General features: G+C 66.5%; 20 protein-coding genes and 1 pseudogene. 13 read left to right on the top strand and 8 right to left on the bottom strand.

Features of this window, described 5'->3' with window-relative positions:
- Window positions 1-143: 143 nt before the first annotated feature.
- Genes NTM_RS19550 through NTM_RS19535 form a run of 4 tightly spaced genes read left to right on the top strand, consistent with a single transcriptional unit; the run spans window position 144 to window position 4,243 of the window.
- Complete coding sequence (locus NTM_RS19550) at window positions 144-1,616, top strand: NCS1 family nucleobase:cation symporter-1 (protein ID WP_163767189.1); 1,473 nt, start codon at window positions 144-146, stop codon at window positions 1,614-1,616.
- Window positions 1,613-2,350, top strand: coding sequence for an aspartate/glutamate racemase family protein (locus NTM_RS19545; RefSeq protein ID WP_163767188.1), 738 nt, complete (start codon window positions 1,613-1,615; stop codon window positions 2,348-2,350). The genes NTM_RS19550 and NTM_RS19545 overlap by 4 nt, the downstream gene beginning before the upstream one ends.
- Window positions 2,350-3,342 (top strand): isopenicillin N synthase family dioxygenase, encoded by a 993-nt coding sequence (locus NTM_RS19540; protein WP_163767186.1) that lies wholly within the window; start codon window positions 2,350-2,352, stop codon window positions 3,340-3,342. Before NTM_RS19545 ends, NTM_RS19540 begins: the two co-directional genes overlap by 1 nt.
- A gap of 49 nt (window positions 3,343-3,391) precedes the next feature.
- Window positions 3,392-4,243, top strand: coding sequence for a Vgb family protein (locus NTM_RS19535; protein ID WP_163767184.1), 852 nt, complete (start codon window positions 3,392-3,394; stop codon window positions 4,241-4,243).
- 25 nt (window positions 4,244-4,268) lie between these two features.
- Here NTM_RS19535 and NTM_RS19530 read toward each other — a convergent pair whose 3' ends face one another.
- Window positions 4,269-4,754 (bottom strand): nuclear transport factor 2 family protein, encoded by a 486-nt coding sequence (locus NTM_RS19530; RefSeq protein WP_232079767.1) that lies wholly within the window; start codon window positions 4,752-4,754, stop codon window positions 4,269-4,271.
- A gap of 59 nt (window positions 4,755-4,813) precedes the next feature.
- Here NTM_RS19530 and NTM_RS19525 point away from each other — a divergent pair, with 59 nt between their 5' ends.
- Window positions 4,814-7,012: a LuxR family transcriptional regulator gene (locus NTM_RS19525; RefSeq protein ID WP_163767182.1), complete on the top strand. Its 2,199-nt coding sequence runs from the start codon at window positions 4,814-4,816 to the stop codon at window positions 7,010-7,012.
- Between the two features lie 3 nt (window positions 7,013-7,015).
- On the opposite strand, the pseudogene NTM_RS19520 reads toward NTM_RS19525, so the two are convergent.
- The 3 genes and pseudogenes from NTM_RS19520 to NTM_RS19510 form a co-directional block, all read right to left on the bottom strand.
- Window positions 7,016-8,016, bottom strand: a pseudogene (locus NTM_RS19520) (hypothetical protein).
- Window positions 8,017-8,018: 2 nt separating this feature from the next.
- Complete coding sequence (locus NTM_RS19515) at window positions 8,019-9,293, bottom strand: Dyp-type peroxidase (RefSeq protein ID WP_163769557.1); 1,275 nt, start codon at window positions 9,291-9,293, stop codon at window positions 8,019-8,021.
- Window positions 9,294-9,346: 53 nt separating this feature from the next.
- Complete coding sequence (locus NTM_RS19510; protein WP_163767180.1) at window positions 9,347-9,907, bottom strand: hypothetical protein; 561 nt, start codon at window positions 9,905-9,907, stop codon at window positions 9,347-9,349.
- A 206-nt stretch (window positions 9,908-10,113) separates the two neighbouring features.
- Between NTM_RS19510 and NTM_RS19505 the strand changes: the two genes are divergently transcribed.
- Window positions 10,114-10,488, top strand: a complete 375-nt coding sequence (locus NTM_RS19505) for a hypothetical protein (protein WP_179963964.1) — start codon at window positions 10,114-10,116, stop codon at window positions 10,486-10,488.
- A 17-nt stretch (window positions 10,489-10,505) separates the two neighbouring features.
- On the top strand, window positions 10,506-10,841 hold the full coding sequence (locus NTM_RS19500; protein ID WP_163767178.1) for a heme-binding protein: 336 nt from the start codon (window positions 10,506-10,508) through the stop codon (window positions 10,839-10,841).
- On the opposite strand, the gene NTM_RS19495 is transcribed toward NTM_RS19500, so the two are convergent.
- Window positions 10,788-11,693: a helix-turn-helix transcriptional regulator gene (locus NTM_RS19495; protein ID WP_163767176.1), complete on the bottom strand. Its 906-nt coding sequence runs from the start codon at window positions 11,691-11,693 to the stop codon at window positions 10,788-10,790. The two genes, NTM_RS19500 and NTM_RS19495, sit on opposite strands and share 54 nt — an antisense overlap.
- Window positions 11,694-11,796: 103 nt before the next feature.
- Here NTM_RS19495 and NTM_RS19490 point away from each other — a divergent pair, with 103 nt between their 5' ends.
- The 5 genes from NTM_RS19490 to NTM_RS19470 all read left to right on the top strand — a co-directional run bounded on the left by NTM_RS19490 (window position 11,797) and on the right by NTM_RS19470 (window position 16,602).
- Complete coding sequence (locus NTM_RS19490) at window positions 11,797-12,705, top strand: MBL fold metallo-hydrolase (RefSeq protein WP_104865645.1); 909 nt, start codon at window positions 11,797-11,799, stop codon at window positions 12,703-12,705.
- Window positions 12,698-14,125: a carboxylesterase/lipase family protein gene (locus NTM_RS19485; RefSeq protein WP_104865646.1), complete on the top strand. Its 1,428-nt coding sequence runs from the start codon at window positions 12,698-12,700 to the stop codon at window positions 14,123-14,125. Before NTM_RS19490 ends, NTM_RS19485 begins: the two co-directional genes overlap by 8 nt.
- A 73-nt stretch (window positions 14,126-14,198) precedes the next feature.
- Window positions 14,199-15,002, top strand: coding sequence for a bestrophin-like domain (locus NTM_RS19480; RefSeq protein WP_104865678.1), 804 nt, complete (start codon window positions 14,199-14,201; stop codon window positions 15,000-15,002).
- A gap of 121 nt (window positions 15,003-15,123) precedes the next feature.
- Window positions 15,124-15,897, top strand: a complete 774-nt coding sequence (locus NTM_RS19475; RefSeq protein ID WP_163767174.1) for an SDR family NAD(P)-dependent oxidoreductase — start codon at window positions 15,124-15,126, stop codon at window positions 15,895-15,897.
- 78 nt (window positions 15,898-15,975) lie between these two features.
- Window positions 15,976-16,602, top strand: a complete 627-nt coding sequence (locus NTM_RS19470; protein WP_163767172.1) for a TetR/AcrR family transcriptional regulator — start codon at window positions 15,976-15,978, stop codon at window positions 16,600-16,602.
- Window positions 16,603-16,606: 4 nt separating this feature from the next.
- Here NTM_RS19470 and NTM_RS19465 read toward each other — a convergent pair whose 3' ends face one another.
- From NTM_RS19465 to NTM_RS19455, 3 genes are all read right to left on the bottom strand, one after another.
- Window positions 16,607-17,677 (bottom strand): NAD(P)H-dependent amine dehydrogenase family protein, encoded by a 1,071-nt coding sequence (locus NTM_RS19465; RefSeq protein WP_104865680.1) that lies wholly within the window; start codon window positions 17,675-17,677, stop codon window positions 16,607-16,609.
- 13 nt (window positions 17,678-17,690) lie between these two features.
- Window positions 17,691-18,554 (bottom strand): SDR family NAD(P)-dependent oxidoreductase, encoded by an 864-nt coding sequence (locus NTM_RS19460; protein ID WP_104865648.1) that lies wholly within the window; start codon window positions 18,552-18,554, stop codon window positions 17,691-17,693.
- Between the two features lie 197 nt (window positions 18,555-18,751).
- Window positions 18,752-19,924, bottom strand: coding sequence for an aromatic ring-hydroxylating oxygenase subunit alpha (locus NTM_RS19455; RefSeq protein WP_232079765.1), 1,173 nt, complete (start codon window positions 19,922-19,924; stop codon window positions 18,752-18,754).
- A gap of 103 nt (window positions 19,925-20,027) precedes the next feature.
- On the opposite strand from NTM_RS19455, the gene NTM_RS19450 reads away from it, so the two are divergent.
- Window positions 20,028-20,636 carry a TetR/AcrR family transcriptional regulator gene (locus NTM_RS19450; protein WP_104865649.1) on the top strand — a complete coding sequence of 203 codons (609 nt, stop codon included), beginning with the start codon at window positions 20,028-20,030 and terminating at the stop codon, window positions 20,634-20,636.
- Window positions 20,637-21,088: the final 452 nt, after the last annotated feature.

The raw sequence follows: 21,088 nt of genomic DNA, 5'->3' as shown, positions 1-21,088 counted from the left end.
GCACCTCTGCGCGCTGCTCACGATTCTCTGCTGCCGCGCGGACGGTCGACTCGCTGCCGTGTTCATCCGTATTCGAGCCGCACCGTCATGCCGACATCTTCGCCAGCTCCACAGTGCAAACTGTCTTCCGGAAGTGAAATCCTATGTCCATCAGTCCTTTACAAGATCATCCAGATTTGCCCACCAACACTGCTCCAGTGCGATCGACGCGCCTCTACAATGAGGACCTCGCACCCGCTGTCAAGCGGAACTGGGGCGTCTACAACTTTTTCGCCATGTGGATGCAGGACATCCACAGCATCACGGTCTACACATTCGCCGCGTCGTTGTTCTTCATGGGTCTCAACGGCGGTCAGGTGTTCATCGCGCTCACGGTCAGCGTCTTGATCATCTGGGGACTGATGAACCTCAGCGGGATCGCCGGGCAGCGCACCGGAGTCCCCTTCCCGGTCCTGGCCCGCTCGAGCTTCGGGGTCTGGGGCGCCAACGTCCCTGCGCTCATCCGAGCCGGCATCGCGGTCATCTACTACGGGATCCTGACCTACCTGGGCTCCACGGGCTTGCAGATCGCGGCGCTGCGGATCGCCCACTCCGTTGCGGAACCCTTGACCCATCCCACGTTTCTCGGGCTGCATGCGCTCGGCTGGATCTGCTTTGCGCTCATGTGGGTGATCCAGCTTGTCGTCGTGCGCCACGGCATGGATGCCGTCCGCCGCTTCCAAGACTGGGCAGGCCCCGCGGTCTGGTTGGTCATGTTCGCGCTCACCATCTGGATGGTGATGAGAGCCGGAGGGGACGTGTCCTTCAGCCTCAGCCCGAACCAGGCACACGGCTGGGATCTCACCTACGAGATGTTCGCCGCGATTGCGCTCAACGTGTCCTTCTTTGCGACGTTCCTGGTCAACTTCGCCGACTTCGGCCGACTCGCCCCCGACAAAAAGACGATAACCCGAGGGAACTTCTATGGCCTGCCGGTGAACTTCATCCTCTTCGCGCTGGTCGCCGTCACCGTCACGTCCGCCAGCATCGTGGTGTTCGGGGAGGCGATCACCGACCCGGTGACCCTCATCGAGAAGACCGACAGCACCGCGGTCATCCTTTTCGGCGCCCTGGTCTTCACCATCGCCACGATCGGGATCAACATCGTGGCGGACTTCATCTCCTGTGCCTACGACTTCTCCAACGTCGCGCCCAAACACATCGACTTCTTCCGCGGCGGGCTCATTGCCGCCGTCCTGTCTGTGCTGCCCCTGCCGTGGCACCTCTACAACAACCCCGAGTCGATCGCCTACTTCGTCGGGGGCCTCGGTGCCTTCCTCGGCCCACTGTTCGGTGTGCTGATGTCGGACTACTGGGTCATCCGTCGCGGTCACGTCGACGTCGACCACCTCTTCCGCGCGGACCCCGACGGCAAGTACTACTTCACCCGCGGATTCAATCCACGAGCGTTCATCGCGCTGGTCCCGGCCACGGTGGTCGCCGCAATCCTGGCTCTGGTACCCACCTTCGGTGCGTGGGCCCCCTTCTCGTGGGCGATCGGCGCCGTTCTTGCCGCCCTGTTCTACCTCCCCATCACCTGGTCCACCCGTCAGGCCGCAACGGCGGTCGCACCATGACCCGCATCGTGGTCATGAACTGCAACACCAGCGAAACGATGACCGCCGACATCGGCCGCCAAGCCCAGTCGGCTGCCCGTCCCGGTACACACATCGAGGCCTGGCGCCCGCACTGGGGCCCCGAATCCGCCGAGGGGTACTACGACAGCTTCATCACCGCGGCCGCTGTGCTCGACCGCCTGCACGAACTGCCACCCGACGTGGACGCGGTGGTCATGGCCGGATTCGGTGAACACGGCCGTGAAGGTGCCAGAGAGTTACTCGACATCCCGGTCGTCGACATCACCGAAGCCGCAGCACAATTCGCGATGCTCCTGGCACCGCGTTACGGCGTCGTCACCACGCTCGGGCGGGCGTGTGCACAGATTCGGGACAGCCTGACCGTAGCCGGGTTGGCGGACCGCTGCGCCGCCATCGAGGCCGCGGAGTTGGCCGTGCTGGACCTAGACGGCGACACCGAGGCCGCTCTCGATGCCATGCACTCAGCGGGGCGTCGAGCAATCGATGCCGGCGCCGAAGTTCTGGTGCTCGGATGTGCGGGCATGGCCGGGATGAGCAAGCGCCTCGCCGCCAAACTCGGGGTCCCCGTCGTCGACGGCATCGCCGCGGCCGTGGCACTCGCCGAAAGTCTCGTCGCAATGTCGCTCACCACCAGCAAGATTCACACCTACGCCGCCCCCCGCCCCAAGCGGCGGCCAGGTTGGCCCATCTCTTCTCAGGCAGGAAAACACTGATGCCCGACTCCGTCCCACTCATCGACCTCGGCCAGGCCCGCGGCAGCAAGGAGGACCGCCTACGACTGGCCCGACAGATCGATGATGCCAACTCCCACATCGGATTTCTCGCGGTGGTCAACCACGGGATCTCGGCCCGACTACTCGACGACATGTACGACGTCACCGCGGAGTTCTTCGACAGCGACGAGGACCAGAAGATGACGGTTCGCGCTCAACCCGGCACCAGCCGGGGTTACATGCCGCCGAAATCACGAGCGCTGGCACGAACCCGCGGGAAGATGACGCCGGGTGACCTCGTCGAATTCTTCTCCATCGGACTGCCCGACGTTCCCGCCGGGGACCCATGGTTCACCCAGGCACGCCGGTGCGGGCACTTTCACGACAACGTCTGGCCATCCCTGCCCGGGTTCCGCGAAGTGTGGGAGCACTACTACGCCGAAATGGCCTCACTGGCGTTCGACATGATGCGGCTCTTCGCGCTGGCGCTCGGTCTCGATGAGCACTGGTTCGACGACAAAGTCGACAAGCCGATCAGCAATCTGTTCGCCAATCACTACCCGCCGCTGGACCGCCGGCCAGAACCCGACCAACTTCGCATCGGCGAACACACCGACTACGGCAGTCTCACCCTGCTCTACCAACGCGATGCGGTAGGTGGTCTCGAGGTGCGCCTCGACGACAACTGGGTTCCCATCGCGCCGATCCCCGACAGCTTCGTCGTCAACATCGGCGACCTCATGGCGCGGTGGACCAACGACAAGTGGATCTCGACTCTCCACCGTGTCCAGAACCCCACCCTCACCGGCCCCGCGAGCCGCCGGCTGTCGCTGCCGTTCTTCTGCCAACCCAACTACGACGCCGTGATCGAAACCGTCCCAACGTGTGTCAGCGCGCTGAGGCCGTCGAGGTACCCCAGAATCACCGCGGGCCAGAACGTCACCGACAAGACGGACGCGAGCTTCGCAGCAAGTATTGCGAACGGCCTCTGAGCGCCCGGTCACCGCCCGTGCCGGATCGGGGGTGACGTACCGTCGGGGCGTGAGTGGGGTCCTCGATATCGCGGTGTCCGGTGGTCCGTATGCGCTCGCTCCGGGCCCGGACGGCGCCATCTGGGTGACGCTGGTTCAGTCCGGGGAGATCGCCCGCATCGCGCCGGACGGTGGATTGGACGTCTTTCCGGTGCACCCGCACAGCAAGCCCGCGATCATCGTCGCCGCGCCTGACGGCGCCCTGTGGTTCACCCGCAGCGGCGACGACCGGATCGGCCGTATCGCCGTGGACGGCGCGCAGCGCGAGATCAAACTGCCCGACGGGAGCGCACCCTCGGGACTGTGCGTCGGACCCGAGGGTGCACTGTGGTTCACCACGACGGCATCGGGCACGGTGAGCCGAATCGGTGCCGACGATGAGGTGGACGTGGTGGCCGTCCCCCGTGGCGACCCGACGATGATCACCGCGGGCCCCGACGGCGCACTGTGGTTCACCCTCAACCGAAGCAGCGCCATCGGACGGCTCGACATGGCTGGGACGGTGAGCGTCCGGCAGACCCCGACCCCGTCTGCGGGGCCCGTCGGCATCACCGCGACGCACGACGATGCGCTGTGGTTCACCGAGACTCGAGCCGGCAAGCTGGGCCGCATTCCGCTCAACGAGGCGATTCAGGAACTCGACCTACCGGGCAAACCGCACGCGGTGATAGCCGATCAGGCGGACGGAGTCTGGGTCAGCCTCTGCGAATCCGACCAGCTCGCCCGTGTCAGCGCCGACGGCGAGGTCACGATGATCGACCTGCCCGCCGGCAGCGAGCCCCGTGGCCTGGCGATGGCCGCCGACGGGGCGCTGTGGGCTGCTCTCGAAGCCGGGTACGTCGTGCGCCTGCCCACCACTTAGGCCGGCCCGTACTCCCCCAGGGGGGTCACCGAGTCGGGGCGATCGCGGCGACGATCGCGGCGGTGTCCCAGTAGAACGGCCACACCTCGGAGATCCGTCCGTCGGCGATGCGCAGGGTCTGCAGGATCGGGAAGCTCACCTCGCGGCGACTCGTCCGCGCCCGGGCGCGGACCCGGGTCCGGACCACGGCGGTCTCGGCGGTGGCCAGGAACTGCTGATCGAGCATCTGGAACTCGGACCAGGTGGCGGCCATGGCCGCGAAGAAGGCCCGCAGCCCGTCGTGACCGCGCCACACCCCGCCGTACGGAAGCGCCGCGGCCTGGCACAGGACCACGTCCTCGGCGAAATACGTTGCGAGAACGGCGAAATCGCCATGGTCAGACCCACCCAGGGCCAGGTATTCGCGTTCGGCGGCGTACATGCCGCGCAGCAGGCGGGTGCAATCGGTGAACGTGTGCATACCGGGAAGACGTCGCCGCGCCGCCGAACGTGAGATGCGGCCAGAAGACATCTATCCCTAAAACGAAAAAATGCATGTCAGACGTTCACTCACCGGCTTACGCTCTTGATGTGGTGGCGGGAGACTGGCGACCCCGTGTTCCGGCCGCGACCGTCGGCCGGCCACGCATCGCCGACCGTGTGGTCGGCCGCCCTGACGCCCTTCGGCGGATGGCGGCGGCTGCCGACGGCGACGTCGTGGTGGTCTGCGGTGCGGCTGGCTACGGCAAGACCACGACCGTCGCACTGTGGGACACCTCCGACGGGCGACCGTTCGTCTGGGCTCGGATCGACCACCTCGACGACGATCCCGCTCACCTGCTGCTGCACATCGCGACTGCTCTGGTCCGGTCCTCGGGCGACGCGCCTGAGTTGCTGCGCTATCTGGGCGGGCCCGGCCGCAGTCCGGTGAACCAGCTGTTGCCCGCGGTGGTGGACCTGTTCGAACAGTCCGCACCGATGGTGCTCGTCCTCGACGACGTGCACAAACTCTGCGATCCCACCGCGGTGACCACACTGCGGATGCTGCTGCAGGAACTACCCGCCACCGTGATCCCCGCTCTGGTGGGCCGGTTCATGCTGCCGCTGGGACTCGGCCGCCGCCGGCTACAGAACACCACGGTGCAGATCGACCAGGAGGTGCTGCGGTTCTCCGCCGCCGAGGCCGCGCAGGCTCTCGACATGGCCGGTGGGGTCCACGACGAGGCGGTGGTCGCGCGGGTCATCGATCTGTGTGAAGGGTGGCCTGCCGGGGTGATCCTGACGGCGATGGCGCTGCGGGACGGCACCTCGCTGGAGGGGTTGGTCCGCCGCGACAACCTGGTGGTCGATTACGTCGTCGAAGAGGTCATCGATCGCCTCGATGACGCGACCGCGACGTTCCTGACGGAATCGGCGGTGCTCGAACGCTTCACCGCCGAGCAGCTCGATGCCGTCCTCGAACGCGACGATTCGGCCCACATGCTGGCTGTGCTGTCCGGACTGGGGAATCCGTTCCTGATCGCGCTGGATCACCACAGGGTGTGGCACCGGTATCACCATCTTTTCGGTGACGTGCTGCGGGCCCGGCTGCGCGATACGGCGCCGACACGCTTCCGTGAACTCGCCACCCGCGCGGCCGACCTCCTCGAGCGCGACGGTGACATCGACGGCGCACTGGTCCAAGCCCTGGACGCCGGGGACCGCGCCCGCGCGGCCGCGTTGGTGGGCCGCGAGGCGGTCCGGCTCGGATTCGACGGCCGCGCCGGGGTGTTGGCCAGACGGCTGGCGAGGCTGGATCCCCGGACATTCGCCGAACATCCGGATGCCGCGGTGGCGCGGGCGTGGTTGGGGGTGACGACCGCCGACGCCGAGTTGATCCAGCGATCGTTGATGCTCGCGGTGCGCGCCGACCAGGGACGGGTCCTGTCCGACGGCACTCCATCGGTGAAGGTGGCTGTGGCACTGATCAATTCACTGGTCGGGGCCGGCGGTGTCATCGACGTGGCGCACCAGGCGGACGTCGTACGCGCGGCGGGTGGACAGCTGGTGAACCCGTGGTGGGGAGCCGCCACCGTGATGAAGGGAGCGGCGGAGGCGATGCGCGGGCAGGTGTCGCACGCACGCAACCTCTTGGAATCGGCGCTGGCCGTCATCGACGATCTGCCGGGCTTCCACGCCGCGGCGCTGGCCCACCTTTCGTTGCTCGATCTGGTAGCGGGTGACGACGAATCGGCTGTGGAACGCAGCGAGTCCGCCCGGATGCTGGTCGACAAGTACGACCTGTGCGACGTCGTGCCGATGATCGTCGTGTACGCGACGAGCGCGGTGATGGCCGCCCGCACCGGCGACGAAACCGCTGCCCGGCAATCGGCGGAAGTCACCGAGACCCTGCTGTCTCGCCTCGGCCATCTGGCAGCGCGCACCGCGCTGCTGGGGCACGGCCTGCTCGCGTGGACGGCAGTAGTCCTCCAGGACGCCGACCTGCTGCGCAGGCACTTGCCGGTGGCGGAGCGCCTCTGCCACCGCGAGCCGGACGCGGTGGCACTGATCCAGCGGGTCGATCGGGTCAAGGCCATGGTCGCCGGGGGCGCACGCCCGTTGACCGCGGCCGAACTGCGCCTGCTGCCCTATCTCGCCAGGCACCTCTCCTTGCAGCAGATCGCCGCGGATCTGGTGATCGGACGGGAGACGGTCAAGACCCAGGCAGGGTCGATCTACCGCAAGCTCGGGGTGACGTCTCGCAGCGAGGCAGTGGCCGAGGCGAAAAGGGTCGGACTGATCCCGGATTGACGCTCAGTAGGCCATCGTCGCGAGGTTGCGCCACAGGTTGCGCAGGCCGGCCGACGCGCCGAGTGCGTGGAGTCCAGCAGCACGATGTCACCGGCTCTGTCCCCATCGGGAGGCATCCAGATGACCGCGTTGAACGCGGTGTTACCGGCGTCGGTGAACGGGTGAGGTCGATACGGGTCGATCGGCTGGCGGGCCAGCACGCGCAGATTGGCACCCTCCGGGGCGGTCAGTTCATAGTGCGGAAGGTGTTGGTGGAAGCTCAGGGCGGGCACACCGTCGAGAAGCCCCTTCTCGTCGAAGTCACGATAGGCATTCAGCGCCAACGGATCTCGTGTGCCGTCGACAACCGCGGGCCGCAGACCCCAGATGTTGTGCACGGGCACCCCGAGCGCGCGCATCAGGGACCGGGTGTATCTGCTGAACCGTTGCTGGCGGGGCACCAGCCGGTCTCCGTGGTGTTCGTACTCGATCTGCCGTTGGTTCAGGTCGTCGGTGAACCCGACATCGTGGTGGGGGGCCAGCAGCAGGCATGTGCCCTCGCGGCGCAACCATTCCCGCAGTGCCTCCACTTCGCCCCGGGTCGCCTCCAGTTCGGAGTTCAGGTGGTCCAGACCAAACACCATCAGCGTGTCGGTATCGGCCAGGATGCGTTCGTCGATGGGTTGGGCGTAGCCGGCCTGGTCGACCCGCTGGAAGACACCGACCGGGTGCTCGGTGAGCTCTGTGACCAGATCCTGAAAGGCCAGGGTCGAGCGGTGGAACAACTCCAGCGTTCCGGCGATGCCCTGAAGGAAGTTCGCGGCACCGAATTCGGGTGTCTCGTAGTTGGGGTAGGCCACGTTACGCACTTCGGTCATCGTCGAGAAACGGTTGCTCATCGCGGCCGGATCACGCTGCGCCTCCCAGGGATAACTCCAGGTCCAGTAGATGCTGACACGCCGTCGACCGTCCAGGGGCCGTGCCACATGGTCCTGGTTGTAGGTTCGGGCCGGACGCAGCGCCATCATCACTCCCGGGTGCCGAGGGCGGCGAGATGGCGCAGTGCGGCAAGGCCGGGCAGGAAGAAGTAGGCGCCGCCGCGCAGCGTGGTGAATGCCGGTATGCCTTTGTGCACCTTACGGATGGGACGTTTCGGCACGGTGAAATCGAGCGTTCCGTCCTGCGTGCCGCAGATCGGGTCGCGTTCGTTGCCGAGTTCGTGGAACGACCTGTCGTTGATCCAGACGTTTTGCGCGAACTCGAACTGCCGCACCAGGTCCGCGCAGATGATGAACGCCGCGATGCCGCGTTCGATGTCGTCCTCGGGTGCGCCGTCGGGCAGCGCAGGCCCGTAGGTCGCGCCCCTGCGGATCATCCTGCGCCGGTTCATGAAGTGCGCGGTGTCGCGCGGATTGAGCCGGCGAGCGTGAGAACCCAGCGGGCAGGCATATCCGAACGGATCCATCTCCTTGTAGTTGAAGTCGTTGTTGCGCATCGGGTCGGCACCAAGCCCGGGGTCGTCGCGCTCGGGCGCGAGTACCAGCGGCGCACCGCTACGCCAGCGGCCCATGAACTTTGCCGCCAGCAGCTCCTGCTCCTCAGGAGTCTGCGCGTTGTCGGACAGGTAGTCACGAAACAGGCCGACGTGTTCTTCGAGCCGTCGATAGGCCATGTAGCTTCCGTTGCGGGACAGTTCAACCGGTTCGGGAAGGCCGGCTACGGGGCCGTCTTCATCGGGGTAACCGAGGATGAATTCCCCGGGCTCCAACGCCGGCCCGGACCCCGGAGTCGGTTCTTCGCCCGAGCCCTTCATGACGGGCTGGGACAACCGGTCACGGAAGCCGAAATGATCGTGCGCGTAGTTGAACGGCGGATGAGCGTTCAGATCCAGGTACGACAGCGTGCGGACACCGTCGCAGCGGGCCACCAGATCGTCGTGTGCGCCCACGCACCGGGCATGCTCGTCGTCGTCGCGGGCGAACAGGATCGCGATGGCGTGCAGGTCATCTCCGGCGAGTCCGCCGAGCCAGTGCTGCGGCGCGTTGATGCCGGTGTCGCCGAGGATGTCGGCACGCGCGGCCATTCCCTCGCGGAACGCGGCGGGGAACGTCGCCAGCGCAGACTCGGGCACGCCGAGGGCGCGCAATCCGTTCCAGGTGAACGCCAGCGTCACCCATCGTTTCGCATCGTCCATGGTCGCCGTGACGTCGGCCGCGGATTGGACGACGTCGAGAAGTTCGGTCAGCCATGCCCGCCCGCCCTCGGGGTGATCGAAGGTCAGGAACTCGTAGCGTCCCGTCATCGCCGGTGTCCGGGTGAGCAGGATGTGCTGGATGTCGTCCAGTTCCAATGTGCTCACTGCATCTGATCGAGCATCGTCGAGAAGGCAGACTTCAAGCGCAACGCCTTCTTGATCTCGTCGGCGGTCACGTAGGGGTACTCCCCGTATTCGAGGAAGCTCGGGTATTGGTGGTCGCGGACGAACGTGATGAACGCCTCCGGGTTGGTCTGCCAATCCTCGGGAAAGCCTTCGAGATTGGTGAACACGGTCGTGATCCCGGTGGCGCTGAACAGGCGCACGGCGTCTTCGGTGTACTTGTCGAAATCAGTGTCGAAGATGCCCTGATACTGGAAGTGCAGACCTGATCCGACGTCGAAGAGCACCCAGCGCAGGTAGTGCAAGCGCAGCGGCGCCAGCACCTCCGGGCTGCCGGCGACGGCATCCTCGATCTGTTTGCCGTAGGCGCGCACCGCATCTTCGCGGCCTTCTTTGACCTTGGCGATGATAGAGAAGCCGTGACAGGCCGGGGTGCGTGGATACGTGGGGCCGTAGCGCCCCCGCTCAAGTTCGAAATAGCCCTCGGGCGGGATCGCCATGGCCGACGGTTGTGACCAATTGTTTTCCCGTGCAACCATGCTGACCTCCGGAAGGGTTGACGCTCATGACCGTAGGCCGGTCGATTCCGGCCGGACTCCCCCGTTTCGGGGGAAACCCGGAAACGGGAGTTCATGCCGGTTTTCCCCCGATGTGGGGGACGCCGCCCACCCTCCCGCGTGCCTACGGTGCCGGTAGGCAGTCGCGGATCGGTGGCTGCTTCCGAACCAACGCATAGGAGTCACACATGCGGTGGGTATTGATGATCGTGCCCCCGGTGGCGATATCCACCGGGATCGCCATAGCCCCGCCCGCCGTGGCGGACTGCACGAGCGCGGGTGGGACGACGATCTGCTCGCAGGGCACCGTACGCGGCTCGAACACCGGGGACGGACCGAGCGGGTCGGGTCCGTACGCCCCGTATCCGTGCGACGTCAACTACTACGACTGCGAAGCCTGGTGGGAAACCGACTTCGACGTCATCGTCGACCCGGGGCCCCGCCCACCCAATCCTCCCGACTTCGGACGGCCCGGACGCCCAGACTTCGGTAACCCGGGACGACCCGGCGGCGGTGGAGGCGGAGGCCGGCCCGGCGGCGGTGGAGGCCGCGGCGGACGATGAACACGAAGGAGATATCTATGTCACCCCGTTATCTGGCGCCTGTGCTCGCCGTGATCGGCTGCGCCGCGGTGTTCGGCGCCGCCGCACCGGCCGCGGCCCAACCGCCGCCCGAACCCCCGAACTGCTCCTCGGCGGATCTCACGGGAACCATGACCGGGGTGATGGCGGCCACGTCGGCGTACCTGTTCACCCATCCGCAGGTCAACGAGTTCTTCTCCAGCCTCAAGGGCCAGCCCCCGGAGGACCGGCGCGCCGCACTGCAGACGTTCATGGATCAGAATCCGCAGGTTCGTGCCGAATTACAGGGGATCCGCCAGCCCATGGTGGACTTCCGCAACCGCTGCGGGGGCTGAGTCGCGGCGCTGTCCGAGCGAGTTGCGCAGCAGCGCGATCGTGTCGGCCGAACTCGACCCGTCCGCCGTGGTCACCAGACACAACGACTGCTCCGGGGACCGCGCGATCACCAGGTTCTGTTGGGTGACGGTCAGCGGACCCACGGTGGGATGGCGCATCCGGTACGACCCGGCCTCACAGGGCTTGACCCGGTGGTCGCTCCACAGGGCCGCGAAATCGTTGCTCTTGACCGAGAGTTCACCGACGAGGGCGGCCAGCAGCGCGTCGTCGGGAAACTGGCCGGCGACGTGGCGCAGGTGTCCGACGACCGTGCGCGCCTTCGCCGGCCAGTCCACATAGAGCTCCCGAGTGTGCGAATCCAGGAACAGCAGGCGCGCGAGGTTCGGTCGCTGAGTGGGGTGGTCGACGGCGTGCCGGTCGATGTGCCCGGCCAGCAGCGCGTGGCCGAGGTCGTTCCAGGCCAGGATGTCGGTGCGCCGGCCCAGCACCAGGGCGGGAACGTCGGTCAGTGTGCGGAGCAGGTCCTGGGTGGCCGCGTCGACCCGTTCGACCGGTGGCTTCCGCGGTCGCTGCGGCCGCACTGCGGCCAGCGCGTGCAGGTGCCGGCGTTCGTGGTCGTCGAGGCGCAGCGCCGTGGCGATCGCGTCGAGTACCGCCTCCGAGGCATGTAAGGCCTGCCCCTGTTCCAGCCGGGTGTAGTAGGACACGCTGACGCCCGCAAGCTGCGCCAATTCCTCGCGCCGCAGACCGGCGACGCGGCGGCGTTCGGGAAACGGGGTCAGCCCGACGTCTTCGGGGGTCAGCTGGGCACGCCGGGTGCGCAGGAACTCAGCCAGGCCGTTGACGGTCATGACTCCACTATGCGCCCGCGGCCGATACGCCTGCCTGTCACTGCCAGGGGTAGTCACCGCCGGGGCTGGTTACCCGAACTGCTTTCACCGCACGCTGGTTCGCATGAACGACATCGTGTTGGGTGACGTCACGATCACCCGCGTACCGGAGTACTACGGCTCGGTCGAGTTGGCCCCGGCGACATTCTTCCCGGACAGTGCTCAGTCGTCGTGGGACGACAACCGGGACCTTCTTGTCCCGGACTTCTGGGATCCCACCGCCGACGTGTGCATCAGCGCCATCCAGACCTGGGTGCTGCGCAGCGAGGGCAGAACCATCCTCGTCGACACCGGCGTCGGTGACCACAAGGAGCGTCCGTACGCCCCATTGTGGAGCCACCGCGAATCCGGCTTCCTCGGCAACCTCGCGGCGGCCGGCATCCGCCCCGGGGACGTCGACATCGTGATCAACACCCACCTGCACAACGACCACGTCGGCTGGAACACCGTGCTGCACGACCGCCGGTGGATCCCGACCTTCCCGAACGCGACCTACCTGATCCCCCGTCCCGAGTTCGAGTACTGGCATCCCGACAGCGGCAACACCTACCGCGGGCGCGGTCATCTGAACGTTTTCGAGGACAGCGTTGCTCCCGTGTACGACGCGGGGCTGGTGACGTTGTGGGAGGACGGTTTCTGGATCGACGCGAACATCCGTCTGGAACCGGCGCCGGGTCACACGCCCGGCTCGTCGCTGGTCTCGCTGCGCTCGGGCACCGACCGTGCCCTGTTCGTCGGCGACATGCTGCACACGCCGCTGCAGTTCCTCGAACCCGATGTGAACAGCTGCTTCTGCGTGGAACCCGACGAGGCGATCGCCACCCGCCGGCGGGTCCTTAATCATGCCGCCGACACCCACACGCTGGTGTTTCCGGCGCACCTCGGCGGTCACGGCGCAGCGGAACTCCGCCGCGACGGGAGCCGCCTGACGATCACGCGGTGGGCGCCGTTCGACCGGATCACCGATGTCTGACCCCTGCGTGCAGATCGCGACCGGCGCGGTGCGGGGCCGGGCGCATCCCGGATACCGGGCGTATCTGGGCATCCCGTACGCGGCGCCGCCCACCGGCGCGAACCGCTTCGCCGCGCCGGCACCGCACGACAGCTGGCCAGGCGTGCGCGACGCCGTCGATTTCGGGCCCGCCGCCCCGCAGGCCCCGCGCACCGGATTCGGAAGCCTGAACATGGCAGCGTATTTCGGTGACGCAGCGTCTTTCGGCGATGCGGCGTGCGGCGCCGACTACCTGACCCTGAATGTGTGGGCACCAACCGACGCGTCGCGATGCCCGGTGATGGTTTTCGTGCACGGCGGAGGTTTCGTGTCGGGGTCACCGCGCGCACCACTGTACGACGGGGTGGCGTTCGCGCGCGACGGGGTGATCCTGGTGACCGTCACCTATCGTCTCGGCATCCCCGGGTTCCTGGATCTGCCGGATGCGCCGCCCAACCGCGGCCTACTCGACGTGCTGGCGGCGCTGGAGTGGGTGCAGACCAATATTGCCGCCTTCGGCGGAGATCCGGGAAATGTCACCCTGTTCGGGCAGTCGGCGGGGGCGACGCTGGTGTCGGCGGCGCTGACGACGCCCGGCGCCTCGGCTCTGATCACGCGGGCGATCGTCCAGAGCGGGAACGGACTCGGCGCCTTCTCCCGCGAGCAGGCCGCCCGGGTGGCCCACCGTGCCGCAGCGCTGTTGGGCGTCGAACTGACCGCCGCCGCGTTGGCCTCGATCCCCGACGGCGAGTTGACCCGGACCGCAACAGGTCTGACCGGCATCTCGCTACGCACATCGGACCGGTTCGACCCGCTGGTCGGGCTCAGCGCGTTCAGCCTGGTACTCGACACCCAGCCCGCCGACGCGGCCGCGTCGGGACACGGTGCCGACATCCCGCTGCTGATCGGCACCAACACCGAGGAGGGCAACCTGTATCTCGCGCCGACCGGTGCGCTCGAAACATCGACCGAGGACGACGTCTTCGAGCTGGCCGCGCAGACCCACGACGATCCAGCCGCCGTGATCTGCGAATACCGGGCGCAAGCGCCGTCGGCCGACTGGGGTGAGGTGCGCTCGGCGCTCCTCGGTGACGCGCTGTTCGTCCGGGGGTCGAATCGGCTGGCCGACGCTCACTGTGGCGGCAGCACCTATCGGTACGAATTCGCGTGGCGCTCCACGGCGATCGGCGGGCGCCTCGGCGCCGCGCACACCGTCGAGTTGCCGTTCGTGTTCGACCGCTTGGGCCTGCCCGCGGTCGGTGGGCCGGACGCGCTGCTGGGTGCCGGCACACCTCCACAGCACCTGGCCGATGACATGCATGGTGCGTGGATCCGCTTCGCGCGGACCGGGTCTCCGGGCTGGGCGGCGGGGCCGCCGCGCGTATTCGGCCAAACGTACTGACCACGGATGTCGCCTCGGGCTTTCCGCGCGCCTACGCCGGCAACGGGGCCGCTCCCCCATAGAGTCAGTGGCCGTGCCCGTCTGGCTGATGCCTCTGATCGTTCTCGCCGTGGTCGCGATCGCGGTGTCCGCGAAACTCTATGTGCGCACACGCGCACCCGAAGGTGGATGGTTCACCGACCTGACGCGCAGCGCGGGCTCGCTGACGGTGATCGGCACGATGTTCGCGGTAATGCTCGCGTTCGTGATCCTGTTCGCGCTGCAGAGTTTTCAGCGCGCCCGCGAGGGCGCCAGCATCGAGGCGGTGGCCACCACCGAACTGGCGTCCGTCGCCAACATCCTCCCCGACCCGGTCGGAGAACGCCTGCGCGGCGATCTGGTGTGCTACGCGAGAGCAGTGATCCAGGACGAATGGCCCGCCATGCGCGACGGCCACCCGAGCGATGTGACGGAGTCGTGGGTGGACAGGCTGCACAACGACTTCGCGGCGGCGCCGCTGTCGGATGGGCGCCAGGAGGCGGCCTACGGACAGTGGTTCGATCAAGAGGCGCAGCGCCGCGACGGACGGCGCGAGCGGCTGTCCGAGTCGACTCCGACGCTTCCCGCGCCGTTGTGGTTCGCGTTGGCGGTGGGCGCCACGCTGACGTTGACCTACATGGTTGTTCAGGCGGATTCACGCGAGAGCCGCAAGATTCAGGCTCTGCCCATCGGCTGCGTGTCCGCCCTCATCTCCGCGGGTCTGCTCGTGGTCTTCTTCCTCGACCGTCCCTACTCAGGTGAGCACGGCAGCGTCGAACCGACCGAGATGACCCGCACGCTGGCCCGCATCGACGACGGCGGTCAGGTTCCCTGCGACGATCGCGGCAACCCGCTGTAGGTGTTGCCGGCCGAACGTGCACCGCCCGCACTCTGAATTTTCGCCCACGCATTCGGTTGTCATGCAACGCTGTGCCAGACGCGGTGTCCACGACACACCGCCACGACAAGAACGGCGCGCCGTGACTCACGAAGCAGGACGACTTCTCGGAAAATCCGCGGTGATCACCGGAGCCGCGTTCGGCATCGGCCGGGCGACCGCTTCGCTGTTCGCGCGTGAAGGTGCACGGCTGACGGTGACCGACATCCAGGGCGAGCCGCTGCTGGCGTTCGCCGCGGAACTGCGCCAGACCGGCGCGGAGGTCGAGACGGTCGTCGGCGACGTTTCCGTCGAGGACGATGCGCGCCGGATGATCACCGCGGCGACCGAGCGCTTCGGCCGCCTCGACGTCCTGGTCGCCAACGCCGGCATCATCCCGCTCGGTGATGTGCAGGAGATGACGGCCGCCGCCTGGGACGACGTTTTGGCCATCGACGGCCGAGGCATGTTCCTGTCGTGCAAGTTCGGGATCGAGGCGATGCTGGCGACCGGCGGGGGCTCCATCGTGTGCCTGTCCTCGATCTCGGGGGTGGCCGGACAGAAACGGCAGGCGGCCTATGGGCCGGCCAAGTTCGTCGCCACCGGGTTGGCCAAGCACCTGGCGGTCGAATGGGCCGACCGGGGCATCAGAGTCAACGCCGTCGCCCCCGGGACGATCACCACCGAGCGGGTCGAGCAGATGCGAGACGAGCCGGGCGGCGCCGAATACCTGGCTGCGGTCGAGGCCCAGCATCCGATGGGCCGCATGGGTGAACCGGCCGAGGTCGCCGCCGCCATCGCCTTCCTCGCCTCCGACGACGCGTCCTTCATCACCGGCGCCGTGCTTCCCGTCGACGGCGGCTATCTGGCGCAGTAGCCGTCCGCAACGGCACCGCGCAGGAATTCCGTGGGGTACTTCGTGTCGCGCGGACGCTTCGTATGTTCACCTATGGGCATGGAGATTCCACGCCGAGCCCCTCGGCGCCCGGTTACCGGCAGTCAGGAGCGCGCTGACCGCACCCGTGCACTGGTCATCGACGAAACGGTGCGGTGCATCGTGGAGGAGGGCTACGCAGCGGCCAGTGCCCGCCACATCGCCGAAAGGGCAGGATTGACGTGGGGCGGTATTCAATACCACTTCGGCGACCGTGAGGCGTTGATGATGGCTGTGGTCGACGAGGGCTTCACACACCTGTTGAGGTCACTACAGACGAAGGTGGTCTCGGCGGAGTCTGCAGACCTGCGCAAAATGGCCGACGAGATCGTGACGGCGGCCTGGGCGGCCTTCTCCACACCGACATCGATGGCCGCGCTGGAGATCCTCATCGCCACCCGTGCGAGCCGCGGCCCCGATGCGACCAGACATCTGGCAGAACTCGGCACTGCGCTCAGCCGATTGGGCAGGCAGATCGGGCGCGGGCTGCGGTCCTCACACGCCGGCGCCGTCGGAAACCTGCTGTGGGCGGCCATGCGGGGAATGGTGATGGCGCAGATGGTGATTCGCGATCCGATCGACACGACGCGGGACCGCCGCGAGCTCGTCGACGTCATCGTCAGCTACATCGAGCAGCATCAGAAGTAGTGGCTCACCGCAGAAGTCCCTGGGCCTGCGCGACGGGCAGGTCTCGCAGCTCGAGCACGCCCGGCCGGGCGGCCACCACGGCAGGGATGGCGTTGACCACTCGTGCTGCCGTCGCGATGACGCCACCCTCGTTGAGGTCGATGCCGCCGAGTCCCACGTGGGTGTTCATCTCGACCCCGGGCCGTCCGGTGACGATGACTCGGTGCACCCCGGGGCGGCCGTCCGGCGGGTAGGGCCAATCAGGCGCCGCAGCCGCGGTCAGCCGGTTCACGTGTTCCATCGCGATGATCGAACGCCCGTCCTTGATGCCCTCCACACTGAATCGGACGGCCGCGACATGTCCGGGTTCGACCCGCATCATCGCGCAGTCGATCGCTTCGGTCGCCAGCCAGGTGTCATGGCTTTCTCGTATCTCGTCGAGCTCGACACCCAGCGCATCGGCGACGAGTTTCACCGGTCCTCCCCAAATCGACGTCAAGACACCGGGTAGCAGGATCATCGGCGGGTCGTCATCTGCCGCGAACCCGAAACCGAAACTGATGCCGGTGAATTCCGCATCGTCGTACGTGGCGTAGTCGAAGATCTCCTGCACACAGACACGTTCGACCGATTGGCACAACGTCAACGCCGCCAGCGGCAACGTATCGCCGGAGAATCCTGGGTCGATGCCGTTGATGTACAGCGAGGCACCGCCGGCGGCGCACGCCGCCTCCAGGGGTTCGCGCAGCCACGCGTCGGCGTGGGGTGGGTGGATGAACCAGACCATGGAGGTGGCGACGACGTTGGTGCCCGCTTCCAAGAACGCGACGAGTTCGGCCAACGCGTGCTGCGGCCGCGTCTCCGCTTGAGAGGTGTAGACGACGCAGTCCGCGTTCAGCGCGACCAGCTCCGCAATGTCGTCGGTCGCGACGACGCCGGTGTCGCCGAGGCCGCACAGTTCGCCGGCGTCGCGGCCGATCTTGGCGGGATTGTTGGCGTGCAGCCCGACCAGATCCAGGTGTGGACTCTCGATGATCTGGCGCAGCGCGTGGACACCGACGTTACCTGTCGATACTTGGATTACCCGGAGGCTCATGGGCACTGCCTTCCTAGAGAAGATCCGTGATGGTCTTCAATCCCGCTTCGTAGAGCACGCCGGGCAACATGCCGCCATCGATCTCGATGGTGGTGCCGTTGACGAAGTCAGCTTGTCCACTGCAGAGGAACACGCATGCCCGCCCGACTTCACGGGGCTCTCCGGCCCGCTGGAGAGGCACCTTTTGGAAGTACTGCCTGCCCGATTTGTCGTCATCGGGCAGGACGAAGCTCTGGAAGTTCTCGGTCATGGTCGGGCCGAGCGCAAGGCAGTTCACTCGCACCTTCGGCCCCCATTCTTGGGCGAGCGATCGCGTCAGGTGATTGAGTCCGGATTTGGCGGCACCGTAGGAGACCAGGGTCGGCGACCCCGCTGGATGACCGGCGCCGCTGGAGATGTTGACGATCGACCCGGTGCCCTCCTGCTCCTTCATCTGCCGGTAGACGCGGATGGCGAACCACAGTGGGCTGATGAGGTTCATCTGGATTGCGAAGGCGTGGAACAGCACGCTGCGTTCGTAGTCGTCGTCGCTGGTCGGTGCCCCCTGAATCCGTGACACCAGCGAGGGGACACTTTCGACGCTGGGCGATGGGACCGTCCCCCCGGCATTGTTGACCAGGATGTCGATCCGCCCGTAGGTGTCGACGACCCGACCGACGAACTGATCGATCGAGCCGTGATCGCCTTGGTCGCAGACCCACTGCGCCGAACGCTCGGCCGCTCCGGCAATCCCGTCAGCGGCCGGTAATGCCGGCAGTGCCGAGCGCGAGCACCCGATGACCGTCGCGCCTTCCAACAGCAGTTCCCGAGCGATACCGACGCCCACTCCCCTGCTGGTTCCGGTTACCACGGCCACTCGCCCGTTGAGCAATCCCATGTCGAATCTCCCTGTGCCGTATCGACGGTGGACAGTCGGCGGATGTGCGGGGCCAGCGATGCGTCCATCCCCGTCGCGAGAGTTCACCCTGCCACAAAAAATCGCGCATTCAATCATTTTGACGCGAATCGGCGTTTGATCCGCCTCGAGCGTCGCCGTGGCCGCACGGCACTCGGACCGCTCGCCGAGCACATGCGCTATTGCAGCGCTATCCCGAGTTCCTGGGCGAAGACACGGATCATGTGTTGTACGCCGATTTCGTTGCGGCCGATGACCATGTGATCGTGTTGGCCGTGCCGCACGCCTTGTCCGCATTGGGGCAGCATGGCGAAGTCCTCATCGCGAACCGCGGCGTGGACGCTCTCGTACACCTGGTCGTAAGCCGCCCGCATCTCGTCGGTGCTCGCCGGAACCTTACCCATCCAACTGTGCCTGACCGTGCACCGCGTGGGTTGGCCGGCCGGCAAGATGTCGATGATTTCCACACCGACCGGGCTGTTGGCCAGGATCAGGTTCGGGTAGATCCAATAGATCAGTCCCATGTTTGCGGCGGGATCCCATGCCCCGGACGGATCCGCGTCGAGGTTGACGATCCAGTTGAACGGAAACCCCATGCGGTGATGCTTGCCGAATTCGTCGTATATCGACGTGTTGGCCAGGGTGTTCTGTCCGATCACGCTCTCTCCGTGCACAAATGGGAAGTGGTAGGCCTCGGCGAAAGCCTCCAGAGCGCCCTTCCAGGACACGTCTGACTCGAATTCGCGCTCGGTGTGATAGCCATACGACGCGTAGTTGAACTGCGCCAGTTCGGATCCCATATCCCCGAGGTGTGCGTCGACGTCGATCGAGGCGTCGGCGCTGAGCACAGCCCAAATGAATCCATGCCGCTCCTGAGAGGGCAGCTCGACGAGCCCGTAGTCGGTTTTGTCCATCGAATCGAAACCACCACTGCCCGGCACGGTCAGCAGCTCGCCGGTGTTGCGATAGGTCCACGCATGGTAGGGGCAGGTGAAGCGTGACGCGTTGCCCGCTCCGCAGGCAGGCATGGCTCCCCGGTGCCTGCAGTAGTTGAGCAGCACGTGACTGGCGCCGTCGCGGTCACGGGTGATCAGCAGCGAGTCGCCCAGCACCGATCTCACGACGTAGTCGTTGGCATTCGCGATCTGCGCGGACGGAATTACCGCCAGCGGTACGCGCCGCAGGATCTGTGACTCCTCGATCTCGGTGAGCTTCGGGTCGCGGTAGTAGTGCAGTGGGACGCGCAGTTCACGCTCGGCCATATCGGTGGTCTTGTCCAGAGCCAGGCGCAGCGCCCGACGGGTGAGCGCATCGTCTTGGGCACTCGCCACGGGATCGATCGTCGAGGTCACTTCGGACGCTCCTCACCACTTGAGATCACGGACTGAGGCTGACAATACAGTGGACAGTCACTGTAAAGTCAAGAATCGGATGACGAGATGCAACGATGCTCTGGTGCGTAGACATGGGTGGGCCGGCGACATACCGGCCGACGATGACGAGGCCGTCGCCCGCATCGTGGCAGCCGCGCGACGCGTCATCGACGAAGACAGAACAGTCAGCATCTCGCGGGTCGCCGAAGACCTCGGCATCACCCGGCCAACCCTCTACCGGTACTTCCCGAATGTGGAGGCGCTGCTGCACGCCACCGCGATGTCCGCGGTGTCAGCGTTCCTCGACAACCTCGCGGTACACCTCAAGGCGTACACAACACCTACCGACGCCGTGGTCGAGGGCATCGCCTTCACCCTCGAACAACTCTCACACGACCGCTATCTCAGCATGGTGATGCAACCCGGGAAGGCCAGCGCATTCACCGCCGGTGTCACCGGCGACGTCGCCATCACCTTCGGACGGTCCATCCTGAACAGATTCAACGTGGACTGGCACGGCCATGGCATCGACGACAAGACCTTGACCGAACTTGTCGAGTTCATGCTGCGAATACTCCAGTCCCTGATCATCGACCCCGGCCGGCCCCCACGTGAAGGAAACGACCTGCGCGCCTACCTGTACAACTGGATAGCGCCGGCAGTGCAGGCGCGCTCGAACAAAGCGTTGTGAGCGACGGGGTCCGGCATCAGCGGTTTCCGATATCCACGGGAGGTAGGGCGCGCGGAGCTTCAGCCGTTTCGTCAGATCCGCGGCATCGGGCAATCTTGCCGCTGCAACCAGGACCAAGCCGGAGTCACGTTTGTGATGCCGCCGGCTTTCCTCGGGCATCTCCATCACAATCTCGACGCCTACGTCGTCTCACCTCCGGGCGGGACCGTCGTTCGGAACCGAAGAGACTGCGATAGTTCGGTGTCCAATATCGTTTGAGTACAACAGGAATTGTGTCCTACGGGGCGACGACGGCAGTCGTCCTGATCTGTGTCATCGCGCTCGCGATCACCTCGAGCTGGGGATGATCCGCAAACCGACCCCCATGCCGTCAGTCGCCAATCCCCGGGAGCAGGTCGCGGCACAATAGGGCCGCAAGTCCTCACCCTTTATGGCCTCAGACCCTGCGCATT

The sequence above is a fragment of the Mycolicibacterium parafortuitum genome, assembly GCF_010725485.1.
Classification (GTDB): Bacteria; Actinomycetota; Actinomycetes; order Mycobacteriales; family Mycobacteriaceae; genus Mycobacterium.
Note: the sequence above shows the minus strand (reverse complement) of the source record. Positions and strands in the feature narration are given on the sequence as shown.

Coding starts and splice junctions, on each gene's coding strand:
- NTM_RS19540 (WP_163767186.1), top strand. CDS start 2,350: ATGCCCGACTCCGTCCCACTCATCGACCTCGGCCAGGCCCGCGGCAGC.
- NTM_RS19550 (WP_163767189.1), top strand. CDS start 144: ATGTCCATCAGTCCTTTACAAGATCATCCAGATTTGCCCACCAACACT.
- NTM_RS19465 (WP_104865680.1), bottom strand. CDS start 17,677: ATGAGCCTCCGGGTAATCCAAGTATCGACAGGTAACGTCGGTGTCCAC.
- NTM_RS19500 (WP_163767178.1), top strand. CDS start 10,506: ATGTCACCCCGTTATCTGGCGCCTGTGCTCGCCGTGATCGGCTGCGCC.
- NTM_RS19485 (WP_104865646.1), top strand. CDS start 12,698: ATGTCTGACCCCTGCGTGCAGATCGCGACCGGCGCGGTGCGGGGCCGG.
- NTM_RS19545 (WP_163767188.1), top strand. CDS start 1,613: ATGACCCGCATCGTGGTCATGAACTGCAACACCAGCGAAACGATGACC.
- NTM_RS19470 (WP_163767172.1), top strand. CDS start 15,976: ATGGAGATTCCACGCCGAGCCCCTCGGCGCCCGGTTACCGGCAGTCAG.
- NTM_RS19505 (WP_179963964.1), top strand. CDS start 10,114: ATGCGGTGGGTATTGATGATCGTGCCCCCGGTGGCGATATCCACCGGG.
- NTM_RS19490 (WP_104865645.1), top strand. CDS start 11,797: ATGAACGACATCGTGTTGGGTGACGTCACGATCACCCGCGTACCGGAG.
- NTM_RS19460 (WP_104865648.1), bottom strand. CDS start 18,554: ATGGGATTGCTCAACGGGCGAGTGGCCGTGGTAACCGGAACCAGCAGG.
- NTM_RS19510 (WP_163767180.1), bottom strand. CDS start 9,907: ATGGTTGCACGGGAAAACAATTGGTCACAACCGTCGGCCATGGCGATC.
- NTM_RS19515 (WP_163769557.1), bottom strand. CDS start 9,293: ATGACGGGACGCTACGAGTTCCTGACCTTCGATCACCCCGAGGGCGGG.
- NTM_RS19530 (WP_232079767.1), bottom strand. CDS start 4,754: ATGTCTTCTGGCCGCATCTCACGTTCGGCGGCGCGGCGACGTCTTCCC.
- NTM_RS19495 (WP_163767176.1), bottom strand. CDS start 11,693: ATGACCGTCAACGGCCTGGCTGAGTTCCTGCGCACCCGGCGTGCCCAG.